This window comes from Streptomyces sp. PTL18 (assembly GCF_059510295.1).
In genome coordinates, this window is the sequence record NZ_JCAJZO010000005.1 from 230,119 (window position 1) to 249,468 (window position 19,350).

General features: G+C 72.2%; 13 protein-coding genes and 1 pseudogene. 7 read left to right on the forward strand and 7 right to left on the reverse strand.

The window, feature by feature from the left end; translation table 11 throughout:
• Positions 1-62: 62 nt before the first annotated feature.
• The 3 genes from AC5WS8_RS12205 to AC5WS8_RS12215 all read left to right on the forward strand — a co-directional run bounded on the left by AC5WS8_RS12205 (position 63) and on the right by AC5WS8_RS12215 (position 3,855).
• Positions 63-905, forward strand: coding sequence for a siderophore-interacting protein (locus AC5WS8_RS12205; RefSeq protein ID WP_496103352.1), 843 nt, complete (start codon positions 63-65; stop codon positions 903-905).
• A gap of 276 nt (positions 906-1,181) precedes the next feature.
• Positions 1,182-2,738 carry an amino acid permease gene (locus tag AC5WS8_RS12210; RefSeq protein ID WP_496103353.1) on the forward strand — a complete coding sequence of 519 codons (1,557 nt, stop codon included), beginning with the start codon at positions 1,182-1,184 and terminating at the stop codon, positions 2,736-2,738.
• 175 nt (positions 2,739-2,913) lie between these two features.
• Positions 2,914-3,855 carry an RluA family pseudouridine synthase gene (locus AC5WS8_RS12215; RefSeq protein WP_496103354.1) on the forward strand — a complete coding sequence of 314 codons (942 nt, stop codon included), beginning with the start codon at positions 2,914-2,916 and terminating at the stop codon, positions 3,853-3,855.
• Between the two features lie 4 nt (positions 3,856-3,859).
• Here the strand turns inward: AC5WS8_RS12215 and AC5WS8_RS12220 are convergent, their stop codons facing one another.
• The 6 genes from AC5WS8_RS12220 to AC5WS8_RS12245 all read right to left on the reverse strand — a co-directional run bounded on the left by AC5WS8_RS12220 (position 3,860) and on the right by AC5WS8_RS12245 (position 9,557).
• Complete coding sequence (locus tag AC5WS8_RS12220; RefSeq protein WP_496103355.1) at positions 3,860-5,374, reverse strand: cytochrome P450; 1,515 nt, start codon at positions 5,372-5,374, stop codon at positions 3,860-3,862.
• A 125-nt stretch (positions 5,375-5,499) separates the two neighbouring features.
• Positions 5,500-6,120, reverse strand: a complete 621-nt coding sequence (locus AC5WS8_RS12225) for a GTP-binding protein (RefSeq protein ID WP_496103356.1) — start codon at positions 6,118-6,120, stop codon at positions 5,500-5,502.
• A complete protein-coding gene (locus AC5WS8_RS12230) occupies positions 6,101-6,517 on the reverse strand; it encodes a DUF742 domain-containing protein (protein ID WP_496103357.1) in 417 nt (138 codons plus the stop codon). The genes AC5WS8_RS12225 and AC5WS8_RS12230 overlap by 20 nt, the downstream gene beginning before the upstream one ends.
• A complete protein-coding gene (locus AC5WS8_RS12235) occupies positions 6,514-6,921 on the reverse strand; it encodes a roadblock/LC7 domain-containing protein (RefSeq protein WP_496103358.1) in 408 nt (135 codons plus the stop codon). Before AC5WS8_RS12235 ends, AC5WS8_RS12230 begins: the two co-directional genes overlap by 4 nt.
• Positions 6,918-8,543 carry a sensor histidine kinase gene (locus AC5WS8_RS12240; RefSeq protein ID WP_496103359.1) on the reverse strand — a complete coding sequence of 542 codons (1,626 nt, stop codon included), beginning with the start codon at positions 8,541-8,543 and terminating at the stop codon, positions 6,918-6,920. Before AC5WS8_RS12240 ends, AC5WS8_RS12235 begins: the two co-directional genes overlap by 4 nt.
• A 387-nt stretch (positions 8,544-8,930) precedes the next feature.
• Positions 8,931-9,557, reverse strand: a complete 627-nt coding sequence (locus AC5WS8_RS12245; RefSeq protein ID WP_496103360.1) for a TetR/AcrR family transcriptional regulator — start codon at positions 9,555-9,557, stop codon at positions 8,931-8,933.
• A gap of 191 nt (positions 9,558-9,748) precedes the next feature.
• On the opposite strand from AC5WS8_RS12245, the gene AC5WS8_RS12250 reads away from it, so the two are divergent.
• The 4 genes from AC5WS8_RS12250 (at position 9,749) to atzF (ending at position 16,464) form a co-directional block, all read left to right on the forward strand.
• Positions 9,749-10,573, forward strand: coding sequence for an urea amidolyase associated protein UAAP1 (locus tag AC5WS8_RS12250; RefSeq protein WP_496103361.1), 825 nt, complete (start codon positions 9,749-9,751; stop codon positions 10,571-10,573).
• A gap of 5 nt (positions 10,574-10,578) precedes the next feature.
• Positions 10,579-11,187: an urea amidolyase associated protein UAAP2 gene (locus AC5WS8_RS12255; protein ID WP_496103532.1), complete on the forward strand. Its 609-nt coding sequence runs from the start codon at positions 10,579-10,581 to the stop codon at positions 11,185-11,187.
• Positions 11,184-14,705: a 5-oxoprolinase/urea amidolyase family protein gene (locus tag AC5WS8_RS12260; protein ID WP_496103362.1), complete on the forward strand. Its 3,522-nt coding sequence runs from the start codon at positions 11,184-11,186 to the stop codon at positions 14,703-14,705. Before AC5WS8_RS12255 ends, AC5WS8_RS12260 begins: the two co-directional genes overlap by 4 nt.
• Positions 14,706-14,811: 106 nt before the next feature.
• Positions 14,812-16,464: an allophanate hydrolase gene (gene atzF / locus AC5WS8_RS12265; RefSeq protein ID WP_496103363.1), complete on the forward strand. Its 1,653-nt coding sequence runs from the start codon at positions 14,812-14,814 to the stop codon at positions 16,462-16,464.
• Between the two features lie 7 nt (positions 16,465-16,471).
• On the opposite strand, the pseudogene AC5WS8_RS12270 reads toward atzF, so the two are convergent.
• A pseudogene (locus AC5WS8_RS12270) lies at positions 16,472-19,311 on the reverse strand (DEAD/DEAH box helicase).
• Between the last annotated feature and the right edge of the window lie 39 nt (positions 19,312-19,350).

A 19,350-nucleotide genomic window follows, 5' to 3' on the forward strand; every position in this document is an offset into this window, starting at 1 on the left:
GGTGGCGACGGGCAGGAGATGCTAACTTAGGTAAACCTAACTCAGGGAACCGGGAGGCCGTCATGGCAGAGCGCTCCGCAGGCAAGGCGCGCAGGGTCCACAGCGCGCAGGTCGTTCGCACGGAGCGGCTGACGCCGCACATGCAGCGGGTGGTGCTCGGCGGCGAGGGGCTGGCCGGCTTCGCGGCGGGCAGCTGCACCGACCACTATGTGAAGCTGCTGTTCCCTGCCGAGGGCGCCCTCTACCCGGAACCCTTCGACCTGCAGCGCATCCGCGAGGAGTTCCCACGCGAGCAGTGGCCCGTGACCCGGACGTACACCGTGCGCGCCTGGGATCCGGAGCACCGCGAGATGACCCTGGACTTCGTGATCCACGGCGACGAGGGGCTCGCCGGGCCCTGGGCGACGCGTGTGCGGCCGGGCGAGACCGTGCGGTTCATGGGGCCGGGCGGCGCCTACGCCCCGGACGCGAGCGCCGACTGGCATCTGCTGGCCGGTGACGAGAGCGCCCTGCCCGCGATCGCGGCCGCGCTGGAGGCGCTGCCGGACGGCGCCCGGGCGCACGCGTTCGTGGAGGTCGCCGGCCCCGAGGAGGAGCAGAAGCTCGACTCCGACGTGGAGGTGGTCTGGCTGCCCCGCGGGGACCGGCCGGTCGGCGAGGCGCTGGTCGAGGCCGTACGGGCGCTGGAGTTCCCCGAGGGCCGGGTGCACGCGTTCGTGCACGGCGAGGCCGGTTTCGTGAAGGAACTGCGCCGGCTGCTGCGCGTCGAGCACCACATCCCGCGCGAGGACCTCTCCATCTCCGGCTACTGGCGCCTCGGCCACAACGAGGACGGCTGGCAGGCGTCCAAGCGGGAGTGGAACGCGCGCATAGAGGCGGAGCAGGAGGGCGCGTCCGCCGCGTAGTACACCGCGGGCGGACACCTGGGGCGGCGGCACTCCCGGGACGACGGGGGTGCCGCCGCCTTCCCGTGCCGTGCGGGGCGATGCCTGCCTCGGGTGCCGTGAGCCGAGGCCTCCTTCGCGGCGCAGGGAGCCGACGCGCCGTGAGGACTTGGGCCCGCGGCCGACACCGGCGCGTGACGCCGGTGAAACAGGTGCTCCCTACGTTCTGTCGCCCGACAGCAATTTCTGTCGTCCGACAGGAACTCTCGCGCCGCAGTGCGAAAGCAGGTTGCCGCCATGACGAGCACCGCCCCCGCCGACGTCCGCCCCGACCCGTCAGGCCCCGCCGGGGCCGCCGATCTCGCCCGCTTCGGCTACCGCCAGGAACTGCACCGCAGCCTGGGCAGGTATGCCTCCTTCGCGGCCGGTTTCTCCTTCATCTCCGTCCTGACGACCGTCTTCCAGTTCTTCGCGTTCGGGTACGCGTTCGGCGGGCCCGTGTTCTTCTGGACCTGGCCCGTGGTGCTGGCGGGCCAGTTGCTGGTGGCCGCGTGCTTCGCCGAGCTGGCCGCGCGTTACCCGATCTCCGGCGCGATCTACCAGTGGTCCTCGCGGCTGTCGAACGCCACCTTCGGCTGGTTCGCCGGCTGGATCATGGTGATCGGGCAGATCGTGGTGGTCGCCGCGGCGGCGCTGGCCCTGCAGATGGTGATGCCGCCGCTGTGGTCCGGCTTCCAGCTGGTGGGCGGCGACCCGTCACCCGCCTCGCCCACGGGCGCGGCGAACGCGGCTGTCCTCGGCGTCATCCTGTTGGTGATCACCACGTTCGTGAACGTCGTCGACAACCGGGTGATGTCCGCGATCAACCGGATCGGGGTGACCGCCGAGATCATCGGCGCCTGCCTGATCGTCGTGCTGCTCCTCACGCACGCCCGGCGCTCTCCCGGCATCACCTTCCACACCGGCTCCGGCACCGGCGGGCTGCTCGGCGCGCTGCTGGTCGGGGCGTTCACGGCGGCGTACGTCATGATCGGCTTCGACAGCGCCGGCGAGATGAGCGAGGAGACCCACAACCCGCGCCGCACCGCGCCGCGCACCATCCTCACCGCGCTCGGCGCGGCGGGCCTGCTCGGCGGGCTGATCGTCCTCGGCGGCATCCTCGCCGCGCCCAGCCTGACGAACGGCCGGCTCGGCACCGACGGTCTGAGCTACGTCCTGACCAGCAGCCTCGGGGACGGGGTGGGCCGGGCGCTGCTCGCCGACGTGGTGGTGGCGATCGCGGTGGCGACGCTGGCGATCCAGACGGCGGCCTGCCGGATGCTGTTCTCCATGGCCCGCGACGGCCGCCTGCCGTTCGCGCGGCGCCTCGCCCGGGTCAACCCGCGCACGGGCATGCCGAGCGCGCCCGCCCTGGTGGTCGGCGTCCTCGCCGCCGCCCTCCTGCTGCTGAACTTCGCCTCGCCGGACGCCTTCCTGGCGATCGGCACCACCTGCATCGTGATGCTGTACCTGGCCTATGCGATGGTGACCGGCCCCCTGCTGGTCCGGCGCCTGCGCGGCGGCCTCCCGGCCGGCGGCACGGACGAGACGAACGCCCCGCTCTTCTCCCTCGGCCGCTGGGGCCTCCCCGTGAACGCCCTCGCCCTGCTCTACGGCCTCCTGATGACCGTCAACCTGGCCTGGCCCCGGGCCGCGGTGTACGACCCCGCGGGCGGGCACTGGTACTTCCGGTGGTTCACGCTGCTGTTCCTCACCGCGACGGTGGCGGCCGGCGCGGCATACCGGACGTACCGGAGGCGGGCCCCCGCCGGCGCCTCCACCCCGGAGACGGCGGTGCGGGAGGCGACCGCCTAGTGTTTCGAACGTCCTGTGTGGTGCCCGCGGTGTCCGGTGCGTGCTCTGGGGCACCCCCTGCTCGAAGAGCTTGGGGGAGCGCGCCGGGCGCCGCGGGCGCGGTGTGCGGGACTTTCCCCCTGGGCCCGCCCCGGGTCTTCGGCCTCGTCCCGGCCGCCTCGTACGCTGGATGCCCATGAGACGCCGCCCCCGTACCCCGCCCTCTCCCCTGCCGCAGCGCCGCGGCGTCGATCCCGTGCGGGTGCGGTTGCCGTTCGACGGAGGGTGGGCCACCGTGCGGGAGCATCTCGTGGCACGGCTGGCGGCCGGGGACGGGGTGATCGACGGAATGCTCGCGGCGGGGCTGGTCGTCGGGGCGGACGGGCGGCCCGTCGCCCCGGACGCGCCGTACGTGCCGGGCATGTATGTGTGGTTCCACCGTGCGCTGCCCGATGAGCCGCGGGTGCCGTACCCGGTCGACGTGGTGTACCGCGACGAGCACATCGTCGTCGCCGACAAGCCGCACTTCCTCGCCACCACCCCGCGCGGCAGCCATGTCGCCGAGACCGCGCTCGCCCGGCTCCGGCGCGACCTGGGCATCCCGGCGCTGACCGCCGCGCACCGGTTGGACCGGCTCACCGCCGGGCTCGTGCTGTTCACCGTGCGGCCCGAGGAGCGCGGCACCTACCAGTCGCTGTTCCGGGACCGGCACGTCACGAAGGAGTACGAGGCCGTCGGCCGGTACGACCCCGAGGTCGCCCTGCCCCGCACCGTGCGCAGCCGGATCGTGAAGGAGCGCGGGGTGATGACGGCCTGCGAGGTGCCGGGCGAGCCCAACGCGGTCAGCCGGGTCGAGCTGCTGGAGCACCGCGCCGGGCTCGGACGCTACCGGCTCCTGCCGTTCACCGGACAGACCCATCAGCTGCGCGTGCACATGAGCGCCTTGGGGCTGCCGATCCTCGGGGACCCGCTGTATCCGGTGGTGGCCGGCCCCGTGCCGGCCGGTGACTTCCGGCGCCCGCTGCAACTGCTGGCGCGGGTGCTGGAGTTCACCGATCCGGTCACGGGGCGCGCGCACCGCTTCGTCAGCGAACGGGTGCTCCAGGCCTGGTCCTCCTACGGGGTGTGGGCCGGGTAGCGGCTCAGCGACCCCGCCACCAGTGCAGCATCCGCTGCCACAGTCCCGGCCGGGGCCGCGGCCGGGCGGCCGGTTCGGGCGGCGCCGGCGCGGCGGCCGGCGGCAGGGGTGGAGCCGGCGGCGGCTCGGGGGCGGCGGTGGCACTCCGGGCAGCGGACGTCGTGATCTCCCAGTCGGAGCGCTGGGCGGGCGCCGGCCGCAGCGACGGCTGCTGCGCCACGTCCTGCGGCGGCTTCGGCTGGAACCGCACCGGCAGCTCCACCAGGTGCCGCGACGCGATGGACGCGGTCCAGCGCAGTTCGTCCTCGTCGCAGCCGAGTTCGAGGTCCGGCAGCCGCGTCAGCAGCGCGTCGATGCCGGTGTCCGCGATGGCACGCCCGATGTCCTGGCCGGGGCACTCGTGCGGGCCGCCGCCGAAGGCGAGGTGGGAGCGGTTGCCCTGCATGCCGGCCGAGAGGTCGGGCCGCACCCGGGGGTCGACGTTGCCGGGCGCGATGGCGAAGAGCAGTCCGTCGCCCTTGCGGATGCGCTGCCCGCCCAGTTCGGTGTCCTGCTTGGCGAAGTAGCCGAGGATGCTGCTGAACGGCGGCTCGTCCCACAGGGACTGCTCGACCGCCTCGGGCACCGTCATCTGCCCGCCCCTCAGCTGTGCCCGGAACCGCGGATCGGTGAGGATCATCCGCAGCACGTTGGCGAGGAGGTTGGCGGTGGCCTCGTAGGCGGCGATCAGGACCACCCGCAGGTGCTCCCGGATCTCGTCGTCGGTGAGCCGGGCCGGGTGGTTGATGAGGTGGGTGGTGAAGTCGTCCTCGGGCTCGGTCCTGCGGCGGGCGACGAGCCGGCCGAGGGCGTCCACGATGTACTGGTTGCTGGCGATCGCGGTCTCGGTGCCCTTGAGCATGTCACGGGCGGCGTGCACGATCCGGTCGTTGTACTCCTCGCCCATGCCGAGCACCTCGCACATCACCGCCATCGGGAGGTGGTCGGCGAACTGGCCGACGAGGTCGGCCCGGCCCTGTTCGCAGAAGCGGTTGACGAGGTACTGCGTCGCGCGGTTGATGAACCGGCGCAGACCCCGGTAGTCGATGGTCGACACGGCGCCGGTGACCGCACCGCGCAACCGCAGATGCTCGTCGCCCTCGGCGTGGGAGCAGATGGGCTGCCAGGCGAAGTGCGGGGTGAGCGGATGGTCGGGCTTGACGTCGCCGTTCACCAGCGGGGTCCAGACACGGCTGTCCCGGGTGAAGTGCGCGGGGCTGCGCACCATGTGCAGGTTCTCCGCGTGCCCCAGCACCACCCAGATCGGCACGTCGTCGTGGAGCAGCGCGGGCGCCACGGGGCCGTGCTCGGCGCGGAGTTTCTCGTACAGGGTTCCCAGGTCCTCCGCCTCGGGTCCGTACAGCCGGCGCACTCCGCCGGGGCCCAGGCCGTGGGCCGGGCAGCCGGGCGGCGCAGCGGCGGAGGAGGCGTCCGTACCGGTGTGGTCCGTGCCGGTCGGGGAGGGGGATTCAGGCGTCACGATGGTCACTCCGGAACGTCAGGTCGAACCTGTGTGGTGGGGTGGGACGAGGGGATGGGGCTGAGGGGAGGAGAACCGGGGGAAGGGAGGAAGGGGGCGAGAGATGGCCGGCTGCGTGGGCGGCCTCAGACGGGGGCGCGACGCATCGCCAGGGAGTGCAGGAAACGCATCAGCGTCATCAGGACCTCGCGGCTGGAGGCCCGGCGCCGGGCGTCACATTCCATGATCGGGATCTCGATCGGCAGGTCGAGTGCCCCCCTCAGCTCATCGATGGCGTAACGGGGCGCGTCGGGGAAGGAGTTGACGGCGACCACGAAGGGCACGCCGCGCTCCTCGAGCCGGCCGATGACATCGAAGCTGACCTCGAGGCGGCGCGTGTCGAGCAGGACGACGGCACCGAGCGCGCCCTCGAACAGGCCGTTCCACAGGAACCAGAAGCGTTCCTGGCCCGGGGTGCCGAACAGGTAGAGCACCAGCTGCTCGGTGATGCTGATCCGGCCGAAGTCCATGGCCACGGTGGTGGCCGTCTTGCTGTCGGAGCCGTAGTCGTCGTCGACTCCGATGCCCGCCTGGGTCATGGTCTCCTCGGTCGTCAGCGGCCTGATCTCGCTGACGGAACCGACCATGGTGGTCTTGCCGACTCCGAACCCGCCCACGACGACGATCTTGACCGCGGCCTGTGTGGTGTGCGGCAGGTGGTCCTCGGGGGGCGGCCCCGGGACGGTGTCAGAGCTTTTGAAGTCCATGCATCACCGCTTCGAGGAGGGAACGGTCGGGCACCGCCTGCCGGACGATCGGGGCGCGCGCCTGGACCAGTTCGGCCGCCATCAGATCGGTGATCAGCATGGTCACCGCACTGAACGGCAGACTGAGATAGGCCGAGATCTCGGCCACGGACAGAGGGGCCCGGCAGAGCCGGAGCAGCGCCTGCTGCTCCGGCGTGGCAGCGGGCGGCGGATCGGCGCTGGTCACGATCAGGGTGACCAGGTCGATGAGGGCCCGTTCACCCGCGTCGGCCGCACCGGCGAGGATGTACAGCCGCTCGGGCTGCCTCCCCTCGCCCTCCGCCGCGCCGCCCTCGGTGACAGGCTCCGGCGGAGGCTGTTCCCTGGGATGGCGCCGGCGCCGTTGCGGAGGAGTCATACGGTCTGCCCGGTGCGTCGCGGCGGGCTCGTGAGGTGGTCGCCGATGCGGATGACGAGATCGCGCATGCGGTTGCTCATCAGGCCGGCCTCGGCGACCACGTCGGAGAGCACCGCCAGGTAGGCTCCCGGGCCGGCCTCCATCATGTAGAAGTAGCCGCCGTCGATCTCGATGATGACCATGCGCATCCGGCCGTCGCTGTCCGGCATCTCGACGGCGACCGCCGCGGCCAGGCTCTGCAGCCCGGCGCAGGCCGCGGCGACGCGGTCGGCGGCGTCCGGGTCACCGCCGTAGCGGGCGATGCGCAGCCCGTCGGCGGAGAGCACCACGATCTGGTGGATGCCCGGCACGCCGTCGGCGAGTTCCTTCAGCAACCAGTCCAGGTTGCCTCGCTGCTGGATCACTTCGGGTCCCCCTCGTCGTCGGCCTGGGCAGCGGCCGGCTCGTCGGTGCTGGTGGTTGCGTGCGGGGCGTCGTCCGGCGGCCCGGAGGAGAAGGCGTTCGGGTCCGGGTCGGCCTTGAGACCGGCGAAGAACGCCTCCACCCACATGCCGGGGGGCGGCTCGTCCTTCTTCTTGCGTTCGGGCTGGGGGCTCACCGGGGCATGGCTCCTGGCCTTGAGGGCCTGGGCGGCGGCTTCCGCGGCGGCGGCCTCGGCGATCTGCTGGCTCAGCGGGATCTTGACCCGGCTGCGGCGCTGCGGCAGGCCGTTGGCCGTCCACTCGGTGACCACGGGGACGTCGTCCTCGAGGGGCAGCCGCTCCCTGACCCGGGGCCCGGTGGTGGGGCGGCGGGGCTTGTCCTTGCGCTTGGGTCCCTCGACTCCGTCGTTGTCCAGGGTCGGAATGGAGGTGATGCCGACGCCGTGGGCCTGGCCGGGGGCGGGGTCGGTGGTCGTCATGTCGTTCGGGACGACGAGGATCGCGCGGACGCCGCCGTACGCCGACTTCCGGAGCGAGACCTCCATGTTGAACATCGACGACAGGCGTCCGACGACGGCGAGGCCGAGGCGCGGGGCCTCGCCGAGCTGCTGGACGTCCACGCCGGCCTGGGCCTCGGCGAGCATCCTCTCGACCTTGGCGCGGTTCTCGCCGCTCAGGCTGACTCCGCCGTCCTCGATCTCGACGCAGACACCGGTCTGCACCTCGGTGGCGGTGACGTGCACCTTGGTGTTGGGCGGCGAGTAGCGCGTGGCGTTGTCGAGGAGTTCGGCGGCCGCGTGGATGATCGGCTCGACCGACTCGCCGTTGATGTTGACCTTCGCGATGGAGTGCAGTTCGATCCGGCGGTACTCCAGGATCCGGCTCATCGCGCCGCGCAGGCAGCTGTAGAGCGGCACGGGCTGGGGCCACTTGCGGCCGGGGCGGCCGCCGCCGATGACGGCGATGGAGTCGGCGAGGCGGCCGATGAGCGCGTTGCCGTGGTCGAGGCGCAGCAGGTCGTCGAAGACCTCGGGGGTCAGACCGTGGTCCTCCTCCATCTCCCGCAGTTCGTTGGCCTGTTGGTGGACGATGGCCTGGACGCGGCGGGCGATGTTGACGAAGGCGCGCAGCGCGGAGTCGCGCCGCGCGATCTCACGGTCGATGACCTGGAGCATCGCTTTCAGCAACCGGCGTTGCGCGTCGGGGATCCCGCGGAACTCCGGCGTCCCGTCGACGAGCTGCGCGAGCACCTGTGCGGGCGAGATGGCTTCGCGCAGCTTGGCGACCGCCCTGGGCACGATCTCGGTGCGCAGGTAGTCGAGGTCGTCGTTCTGGGAGGCGATCCGCCGTTCCAGGAGGGCGGTGCGCTCCGCGCACTCGGCGCGCAGGGCACGCAGGGCGCGTTCACGGTGGACCGCCACGGCCGCGACGGCGGTCACCAGGACAGTGGCGACGGCCCCGCCCCAGCCGACGGCGGCCCGGGCCGGCCCGGCGAGCACGGCGACGGCGGCCCCCGTCGCCGCGGACATCAGTATGACCGGCACCAACAGCACGCGTGCGTAGGCAAGTTCGCGGCCGGCGGGAGGCGATTCAACACTCACCATGTATGCCCTCTGAGATGGAATCGGCTGAGTCGGGGGGTGTTTACGGGAAAAGGCGGGTAGGTACCGGAGCGAAACGGGATGACAACTGGATCATCGTCATGTTTGGGAACAGGCGCACGAATACGCATCAACTCGGTGCGCCGCGGGCGAGCTTAGTCCGACCGGATCATCGCCATGTCATATTCGGCAAGCACCTGAAATGCCCCTCGGGTCAGGAGTACGCTCGGCACTTTTCCCACGGTGGGTTTCGATTCGAACACATACGGTCACCGCGGACAGGTGAGCGAAGCGGACCGCCCGGGCAGGTGAATCCCCTGCGCGTGGGTCGACTTGGGGCTCAGGAAACCGGGGACCCGAGGCTTCTGGACTTCCGCCCCGAGGGAAGCCTCAGACCCCGGCGATGCGCAGCGCCGCGTCCGCCGTGGCCTCCGCGAAGACGGACACCGGGCGGTCGGGGTCGGAGCGGTGGACCAGGATGACGCCCTCGATCAGCCCGAAGACCAGATCGGTCCGCAGATCCAGCTCGCCCTTGGCGAGGCCGGAGCCGGCACGGGTGGCGGCGATCAACTGCCGGTAGGCGTCCTTGAGTTCGGCACGCACGGCATGGAAGCCGGCGAACCGCTCGGAGCGCACCTCGGGCAGCAGGTAGAGGCCGCCCAGATTGTGCGGGCCGTCGCACAGCAGCTCGACGTCGGTGCGGCACAGCTCCCACAACCGGTTCTCGGCCGGGGCGGTGTCATCGGCGAGCAGGTCGCGCGCGCAGGACAGCGAAGGCGTGACGGTGGACTCCAGCAGCTCGGCGAGCAGCTCCTCCTTGCCCGACACGTAGTGGTACATGGAGGCCTGCCGCATCCCGGCCCGCTCGGCCACGGCCCGCGTGGTGGTCGCCGCGTACCCGCGGGTCGTGAACAACTCGGCGGCGGCCACGAGGAGTTCCTCACGCGGCGGCAGTCCGCTGTCGGGCCGTCGCTCCGCCCGCGGCCTGCCGACCCGCCGTCCACCACCGGTTCCCATGCGGTCGATCCTCGCACACGGCGCCGTACGACGATCTCGGCGCGGCACGACGACCGGCGCGCCGGCGCACGCCGTGAAGGATTGGAAACCAACCGGCAACACCCGGGACACGGCGACGACGCGACCCCCGCCTAATTTCTGTCGGGCGACAGAAATCACCGCAGCAGTCACCCGACCCCGGAGGTCCCGCGATGGCGACAGCGACCACCTACGGAGCACGCGACCACGCCCGGGCACAGGAGGGCACCCGTGCCGAGGCCATGCCCGTCGTGCCGGCGAGCGCCTGGCCCACACCGCCCTGCGAGGCGGGCCACCTGGTGTGGGCGGAGACCGTGGCGGGCGGCAACTACACGCACCGGGTGCTGGCCCGCGGCACCGAGCTGCGGCTGACGGACCTGTGCGGCGACGCCTGCGCCCATCTGCTGCTGTTCGTCGCCGACCGTCCGTGGGAGCGGCTGAACGTCGCCGACACGGTCAAGGTGCAGTGGAACGCGTACCTCGGTGAGGGGCGGCTGCTGCTGTCCGACCAGGGCCGCGTCCTCGCCTCGGTCGTCGCCGACACCTCCGGGCGGCACGACGCGCTCTGCGGCACCTCCACACTCACCCGCAACACCGAGCGCTACGGGGACGGCACCCCGCAGTCCCCGTCCCCCGCCGGACGCGAGCTGTTCAAACTGGCCGCGGCGAAGAACGGGCTGGAGCCGCGCGACCTGCCGCCGTCGCTGTCGTTCCTCCAGGGCGTGGAGGTCCGCGACGACGGCACCCTCGACTTCACGGGCTCCGTCGGCCCCGGCGGCAGCGTCACCCTGCGCACCGAACAGGACGTCACGGTGCTCCTCGCCAACGTCCCCCACCCGGTCGATCCGCGCCCGGACTACGTGTGCACCCCGCTGGAGGTCCTCGCCTGGCGCTCGGAGGCCACCCGCCCGGGCGACCCACTGTGGGAGGCCACCCCAGAGGGCCGCCGGGCCTTCCTGAACACCGCCGAACTCCTCGCCGCGAGGGGGCTCGCGTGAACACCGTGAAGACCGTCGTTCCCGACCGTGCCGCCTGGTCGGCCGTCGTACGCGCCGGCGAGACGCTCACCGTCACCGACCTGCACGGCAACCAGGCGGTCGACTTCCTCGTCTACGACGCCCACGACACCTCCGTGCGCTACAGCGCCCCCGACACGATCCACGCACAGGGCACCGTCTTCCTGACCACGGGCAGCGTGCTGCTGTCCAACGAGCACACCCCGCTGATGACGGTCGTCGCGGACGACGTGGGCCGGCACGACACTCTCGGCGGCGCCTGTTCGAAGGAGTCGAACACGCTCCGGTACGGCCACCACACCTGGTCGCAGCACGCCTGCGTGGACAACTTCCTCGCGGAGGGCGCCAAGTACGGCCTCGGCAAGCGCGACCTGGTGTCCAACATCAACTGGTACATGAACGTTCCCGTCGAGAAGGACGGCACCCTCGGCATCGTCGACGGCATCTCGGCTCCCGGGCTCTCACTGGCCCTGCGCGCCGAGCGGGACGTCCTCGTGCTCGTGTCCAACTGCCCGCAGATCAACAACCCGTGCAACGGCTTCGCGCCGACGGCGGTGGAGATGGCGATCGGGACCGGTCAGGGGCACACCGCATGAGTTTCGACACGCTGCTGGTCGCCAACCGGGGCGAGATAGCCGTCCGGATCCTGCGCACGGCCCGCGAACTCGGCCTGCGCACCGTCGCGGTGTACTCGGACGCGGACCGCTCGGCACCGCACGTCCGTCTCGCCGACCGGGCGGTACGGCTGGGCCCGGCGCCCGCGAAGGAGTCCTACCTCGATCCGGACCTGGTGCTCAAGGCCGCGAAGGACACCGGCGCGGGGGCGATCCACCCGGGCTACGGCTTCCTGTCCGAGGACGCGGCGTTCGCGCGGCGCTGCGAGGACGCCGGGATCGTGTTCGTGGGCCCGACCCCGGAACAGCTGGAGCTGTTCGGCACCAAGCACAGCGCGCGGGCGGCGGCCCGGGCGGCGGGCGTACCGCTGGCCCCCGGCACGGGCCTGCTCTCCTCCCTGGAGGAGGCGCTGGAGCGAGCCGGTGAGATCGGCTATCCCGTGATGCTCAAGGCGACCGGCGGGGGCGGCGGCATCGGTATGTCGGCATGTCGCTCCGCCGGCGAACTGAGCGAGGCGTGGGAGCGGGTGCAGCGGGTCGCCGCCGCCTCGTTCTCCACGACCGGTGTGTTCCTGGAGCGGCTCGTCGAGCATGCCCGCCATGTCGAGGTGCAGATCTTCGGCGACGGCGCCGGGAAGGTCGTCGCCTTCGGCGACCGCGACTGCTCCCTCCAGCGCCGCAACCAGAAGGTCGTGGAGGAGGCACCGGCACCGGGGCTCCCGCCCCGCATACGGCGGCAACTGGCCGCCTCCGCGCGCGACCTGTGCGCCTCCGTCGGCTACCGGTCCGCAGGCACCGTCGAGTTCGTGTACGACGCGGCCCGCGAGGAGGCCTACTTCCTGGAGGTCAACACCCGCCTCCAGGTCGAGCACCCGGTCACCGAGGAGACCTACGGCGTCGACCTGGTCGCCTGGATGCTGCGCCTGGCGCGCGGCGACCACAGCGTCGTACGGGACCCGGGGCCGCCCCGCGGCCACGCCGTCGAGGCCCGTCTCTACGCCGAGGATCCCTCCCGCGACCACCGCCCCGGCGCCGGACTCCTCACCCGGGTCGAGTTCCCTCAAGGGGTGCGCGTGGACGGCTGGATCGAGACGGGCACGGAGGTCACCACCTCCTACGATCCCCTGCTCGCCAAGGTGATCGCCTACGGCCCGGACCGCGAGGACGCGCTCCGCCGGCTGGACGAGGCCCTGGCCCGCACCCGGGTGGACGGCATCGAGACCAACCTGGGCCAGCTCCGTGCGGCCCTGGCGGCTGACGCCTTCCGGTCCGCCACGCACTCCACGGCGACCCTCGCCACCGTCACGGACCCGACCCCCCGTATCGAGGTGCTGTCCGCCGGCACCCTCACCACCGTGCAGGACTGGCCGGGCCGCACCGGCTACTGGCAGGTGGGCGTGCCTCCGTGCGGCCCGATGGACGACCTCTCCTTCCGGCTCGGCAACCGCGCGCTCGGCAACCGGGAGGGCGCACCCGGCCTGGAGTGCACCCTCCAGGGGCCGGCGCTGCGCTTCACGCACGCCACCACGGTGTGCGTCACGGGTGCCCCGGCGCCGGTCACGCTGGACGGCGCGCCTCTCGCGCAGTGGGAGCCGGTGACAGTGCCGGCGGGCGCGGTCCTGGAGGTCGGGGCACCGTCCGAGCACGGGTTGCGCACCTACGTGCTGTTCGCGGGCGGCGGCCTGGACGTGCCCGCCTTCCTGGGCAGCACGGCCACCTTCACGCTGGGCCGGTTCGGCGGCCACGGCGGCCGGGCGCTGCGCACGGGGGACGTCCTGCACGGCGGCACGGTGACCCGGGGCACTCCGGTGCCGGCCGCCGACCGCCCGGCCTTCGCCTCGTCGTGGCTGCTGGGAGCCCTGGAAGGTCCCCACGCGGCCCCGGAGTTCCTCACCGAGGACGACGTCCGCGACTTCTACGCCGCCGAGTGGAAGGTCCACTTCAACTCGGCCCGGACCGGAGTCCGTCTGGTCGGTCCGAAGCCGCGCTGGGCGCGCCCGGACGGCGGCGAGGCGGGCCTGCACCCGTCCAACATCCACGACACGCCCTACTCGGTCGGCGCCGTCGACTACACGGGCGACATGCCGGTCCTGCTCGGCCCGGACGGCCCGTCGCTCGGCGGCTTCGTCTGCCCCGCGACGGTGCCGACCGGGGAACGCTGGAAGCTCGGCCAGCTGCGCCCGGGAGACACCGTCCGCTTCGCCCCGCTGGCCGACGACGGCACGCCCCGGCCCGCCCTCGTGGACGGCGGGATACTGGCCCGGGACGGCGACGTGACGTACCGGCGCAGCGGCGACGACAACCTGCTGGTCGAGTTCGGTCCGATGCGGCTGGACCTGGCCCTGCGGATGCGGGTGCACGCGCTGATGGAGGCGGTGTCGCGAGCGTGCCTGGACGGAGTCACCGACCTCACCCCCGGTATCCGCTCCCTGCAGATCCGGACCGACCCGCACAGGCTCCCCCAGCCCGAGGTGCTCGCCCGGGTACGGGAGATGGTCGCGACCCTGCCTCCCACCGACGAACTGGTCGTCCCCTCCCGCACAGTCCACCTCCCGCTGTCCTGGGACGACCCCGCCACCCGTGAGGCCATCGCCCGCTACATGGCGGGCGTGCGCGACGACGCGCCGTGGTGCCCGTGGAACATCGAGTTCATCCGCCGCGTCAACGGCCTGGACTCGGTGCAGGACGTGTACCGCACGGTCTTCGACGCCGAGTACCTGGTCCTGGGTCTGGGCGATGTCTACCTGGGCGCCCCGGTGGCCACGCCGCTGGACCCGCGCCACCGCCTGGTGACCACCAAGTACAACCCGGCGCGCACCTGGACCGCCGAGAACTCGGTCGGCATCGGTGGCGCCTACCTGTGCGTCTACGGCATGGAGGGCCCCGGCGGCTACCAGTTCGTGGGCCGGACCACCCAGGTGTGGTCGGGTTGGCGGCAGCGGGGCGCCTTCGAGCCGGGCGCCCCGTGGCTGCTCCGCTTCTTCGACCGCATCAAGTGGTACCCGGTGAGCGCGGAGGAACTGCTGGAGCTGCGTGCGGACATCGTCGCGGGCCGCTTCGTGCCGCGCATCGAGGAGGGCGTCTTCTCCCTGGCGGAGTACCAGGCGTTCCTCACCGGGAACGCCGACTCGATCGCCGGGTTCCGCTCCCGCCAGCAGGCAGCATTCGCTGCGGAACGCACCGCGTGGGAGGCTGCGGGCGAGTTCGCCCGCCAGGAGACGGCGACCGTCCCTGCGGCGCCGTCCGAGGTGGCGGTTCCCCCGGGTGGCCGCCTCCTCGAGGCCGAGTTCGCCGCGTCCGTGTGGCAGGTGAACGTGGAGCCGGGCGAGGCGGTGACGGCCGGGCAGCCGCTGATGGCCCTGGAGGCGATGAAGATGGAGTCCAGAGTGCACGCACCGGTCGACGGCGTGGTGACGGAGATCCTGACCAGACCGGGCGCCCAGGTGGACGCGGGCACGGCCTTGGTGGTCCTCGGCCCCCTGCACCCGACGGCGACGTGAAGGCGGCTCGGTGGTGTGTGGGCAGTCGTTCCGCGGGGCGGAACGGGTGGGCACACACCACCCACCGGCGGCCGGCCGACGAACCCACCCCAGCCCAGGAGCACAGATGTCCACCCTGACCCGAGTCCGCCAGGCATACGCCCGCATGAAAGCCGTCGACCGACCGGAGCTCTGGATCAATCTCCGTGACCAGTCCGACGTGGAAGCCGAAGCAAGGGCAGTCGACGCACGCGTGGCCGCGGGCGAACGCCTCCCCTTGGCCGGCAGGCTCTTCGCCGCGAAGGGCAACATCGACGTCGAGGGCCTGCCCACCACGGCCGGGTGCCCGGCGTACGCGTACGCACCCGAGGAGGACGCCCCGGTCGTCGCACGCCTGCGCGCAGCCGGCGCGGTGGCGCTGGGCACCACGAACCTGGACCAGTTCGCCACAGGCCTGGTGGGCACCCGTTCCCCCTACGGCGCCGTACGCAACGCCCACGACCCGGCCCGCATCAGCGGCGGCTCCAGCTCGGGCTCAGCCGTGGCGGTGGCGCTCGGCATCGTCGATCTCGCCCTCGGCACCGACACCGCGGGCTCGGGCCGCGTCCCGGCCGCCTTCAACGGCATCGTCGGCCTGAAGCCCACCCGCGGCCTCGTCCCCACGACCGGTGTCGTGCCCGCCTGCGCCTCGATCGACTGCGTCACGGTGTTCGCCCGCACGCTCCCCGAGGCCGAGCAGGCCCTTGCCCACATGACCTCGCCACCCGACCGTGCGCTCCCTCCGCTCCCCCGGCGGCCACCGGGCCCGTGGCGCGTCGCGGTCCCGCCGCGCGCCCACCTCGGTGACATGGACGAGGGCTGGGCTCAGGCCTACGACGCCGCGGCCGGCCGGCTCGCCGACGCGGGCGCCGAGGTGCGAAGCATCGACCTCGCTCCCTTCACGGAGGCGGCCGCGATGCTGTACGAGGGCGCGTTCGTGGCGGAGCGCTACACGGCGGTCGGGAGCTTTGTCGACAAATTGATCGCCGCGAGGGGCGGGGGCCTCGATCCGACGGTCGCCGGCATCATCACCCGGGCCCGGGACCTCCCGGCGCACCAGCTCTTCGCCGACCAGGCACGACTTGCCGCCCTGCGCGCCCACGCCCTCGCGGAACTGGGCGACGCGGACGCCCTGTTGCTGCCCACCGCCCCGGGACACCCCACCCTCGCCGAGGTCGCCGCGGACCCCCTGGGCGCCAACGCCCGTCTGGGCCGCTTCACCAACTCCACCAACCTGTTCGACCTGGCGGCGGTGGCCGTCCCGGCGGGCGAGGTGAACGGGCTGCCGTTCGGCGTGATGCTGGTCGGCCCGGCGTTCACGGACGACCGGCTGGCCCGGATCGCCCGGACGCTGGAACCGGAGACGTGTGTCGCCGTGGTGGGCGCACACCTGTCGGGCCAGCCCCTGAACCCTCAACTGCCGGCGTTGGGCGCCCGGCTGGACCGTACGACCACCACGGCCCCGCTCTACCGCCTGCACGCCCTGCCCACCGACCCGCCCAAGCCGGGCCTGGTCCACGTGGGGGAAGGCGGCGCGGCGATCGAGACGGAGGTCTGGCGCCTGCCCGCCGAGGGCCTGGGCCGCCTGCTGACGGCTCTGCCCCGCCCGATGACGCTGGGCAGCGTGGAACTGGCCGACGGCACGCATGTCCCGGGTTTCCTGTGCGAGCCCGGCGCCCTGACGGACGCACGGGACATCACGTCGTACGGCGGCTGGCGGTCGTATCTGCGTCGGGGGTAGCGCAGGCTCACCCCACCGACGAATAGGCCACAACCCCCCGCAGCAACTGATCGACCGCCTTGCGCGCGGCCCCGGCCACGGTGGAGCCCTCCACGGGAGAAGCCGCCGCGATCTGTCCCAGCACGTCGATCACCTGCTTGCACCAGCGCACGAAGTCACCGGCCGGCATCTCCGCCTCGTTCAGGACCTCGTCCAGCCCCTTCCCGCCGGCCCACATGTACGCGGCCCACGCGAACCCCAGATCGGGTTCGCGCTGGCCGACGCCCTCGGTCTGGTTGATGCGGAACTCCTCCTCCAGGGCGTCCAGACGCCCCCAGATCCGCACCATCTCGCCGAGCGCGGCCTTGGCCTTGCCCGAGGGCAGCTTCGGCGCCATCGCGTCGTCGCCGACCCGGGCCTCGTAGACCAACGCAGAGACACAGGCGGCGAGTTCGGCCGGGGCGAGGCCCTCCCAGACGCCTTCGCGCAGGCACTCGCTGGCGAGCAGGTCGAGTTCGCCGTAGAGCCGGGCGAGTCGCTTGCCGTGCTCGGTCACCTCGTTGCCGCGCAGGTAGTCCAGTTCCGTGAGCAGCGCCACGATCCGGTCAAACGTACGCGCGATGGTGTTCGTGCGGCCCTCGATACGGTGTTCCAGCTGCTTGGTGTCACGCATCAGCCGGTGGTAGCGCTCGGCCCAACGGGCGTGGTCCTCGCGGTCGTCACACCCGTGGCAGGGGTGGGCGCGCAGCGCTGCGCGCAGCCTCGCGATCTCGCGGTCGTCGGCCGCCTGGGAGCGCCGCTTGCGGTGCCGCTCCGACGGGATGTGCCCGGCCTTGGTGCGCAGCGCGGAGGCGAGGTCGCGACGGGACTGCGGGGAGCGCGGGTTGAAGGACTTCGGGATCCGCATCCGCTCCAGCGGTTCGACGGGCACCGGGAAGTCCATGGTGGCCAGCCGCTTGACCTGCCGCTCGGCGGTGAGGACGAGCGGGCGCGGGCCGTCCTGGTGCTCAAGGCCCCGGTGGCCGTTGGAGCGGCCGGCGGGCAGGCCGGGGTCCAGGACGAGTGCCAGACCCGCGTACTTGCCCGTCGGGACGTGGATGACGTCTCCCGGCTTGAGCTTCTCCAGCGCGACGGCGGCCTCCACACGACGCTGGGTGGCGCCCTGTCGGGCGATCTCGGTCTCGCGGTCCTTCAGCTGGCGGCGCAGCCGGGCGTACTCCTGGAAGTCGCCGAGGTGGCAGGTCATGGCCTCCTGGTACCCGGCGAGGCCCTCTTCGTTGCGCTGTACCTGGCGGGAGATGCCGACGACCGACTTGTCGGCCTGGAACTGCGCGAAGGACGTCTCGAGGAGCTCGCGGGAGCGGTGCCGGCCGAACTGCTCGACCAGGTTGACGGCCATGTTGTACGACGGCTTGAAGCTGGAGCGCAGCGGGTAGGTCCGCGTGCCGGCGAGCCCGGCCAGGTGCTCCGGACTCATGCCGCGCTGCCACAGCACCACGGCATGGCCTTCGACATCGATACCGCGGCGGCCCGCTCGACCGGTCAACTGGGTGTACTCGCCCGGGGTGATGTCGGCGTGCTGTTCGCCGTTCCACTTGACGAGCTTTTCCAGGACCACCGAGCGGGCGGGCATGTTGATGCCGAGTGCGAGGGTCTCGGTCGCGAACACGGCCTTCACCAGGCCGCGGACGAACAGCTCCTCGACGACCTCCTTGAACGTCGGCAGCATGCCCGCGTGGTGGGCCGCTATGCCTCGCTCGAGTCCTTCCAGCCACTCGTAGTAGCCGAGGACGTGCAGGTCCTCGGAGGGGATGGAGGCGGTGCGCTCCTCGACCAGGGCGCGCACCAGTTCCCGCGACTCCTCGTCGTTGAGCCTGAGCCCGGCGTAGAGGCACTGCTGGACGGCGGCCTCGCAGGCGGCGCGGCTGAAGATGAACGTGATCGCGGGCAGCAGGCCCTCGGCGTCCAGCCGCTCGATGACCTCGGGCCGGCTCGGGGTCCACACCCGGGCGCGCTGCCTGCGCTCCCGTTCGCGGTCTGCCTCGCGCATGGCGCGGCCCCGCCTGCGGTCCTGGAACATCGGGCGGCTGGCCTCCATGCGGGCCAGGCGCATCAGGTCGGGGTTGACGGCCTTCCTGTGGCCCTCGCCCTCCTCGAACAGGTCGTACATCCGGCGGCCGGCCAGCACGTGCTGGAACAGCGGCACGGGCCGGTGCTCGGAGACGATCACCTCGGTGTCGCCGCGGACGGTGTCGAGCCAGTCACCGAACTCCTCCGCGTTGGACACGGTCGCCGACAGCGACACCAGGGTCACCGACTCCGGCAGGTGGATGATCACTTCCTCCCAGACGGCGCCGCGGAAGCGGTCGGAGAGGTAGTGCACCTCGTCCATGACGACATAGCCGAGGCCGAGGAGCGTCTGCGAGCCCGCGTACAGCATGTTCCGCAGGACCTCGGTGGTCATCACGACGACCGGTGCGTCGGAGTTGACGCTGTTGTCACCGGTGAGGAGGCCGACCTTTCGCGCGCCGTAGCGCCGGCACAGGTCGTTGTACTTCTGGTTCGACAGCGCCTTGATGGGGGTCGTGTAGAAGCACTTCTTGCCCTGTTCGAGGGCCAGGTGGACGGCGAACTCGCCGACGATCGTCTTGCCGGAGCCGGTGGGCGCGGCCACCAGCACGCCCTTGCCCGTCTCAAGGGCCTGACAGGCCTCGATCTGGAACGGGTCCAGCTCGAAGTCGTACATCGCTCGGAAGCCGGTCAGCGCGGTGGCCTGTTCGGCGGCGCGCCGCATGGCGTTCGCGTAGCGCTCGGCGGGAGACATGTCTTCGGTCATCGTCTTTCGAGACTACCCGGCCCCTGTGACAACGTACGCTCCCTTTTCCGAGGTCCGGCCTCCCGGAACAA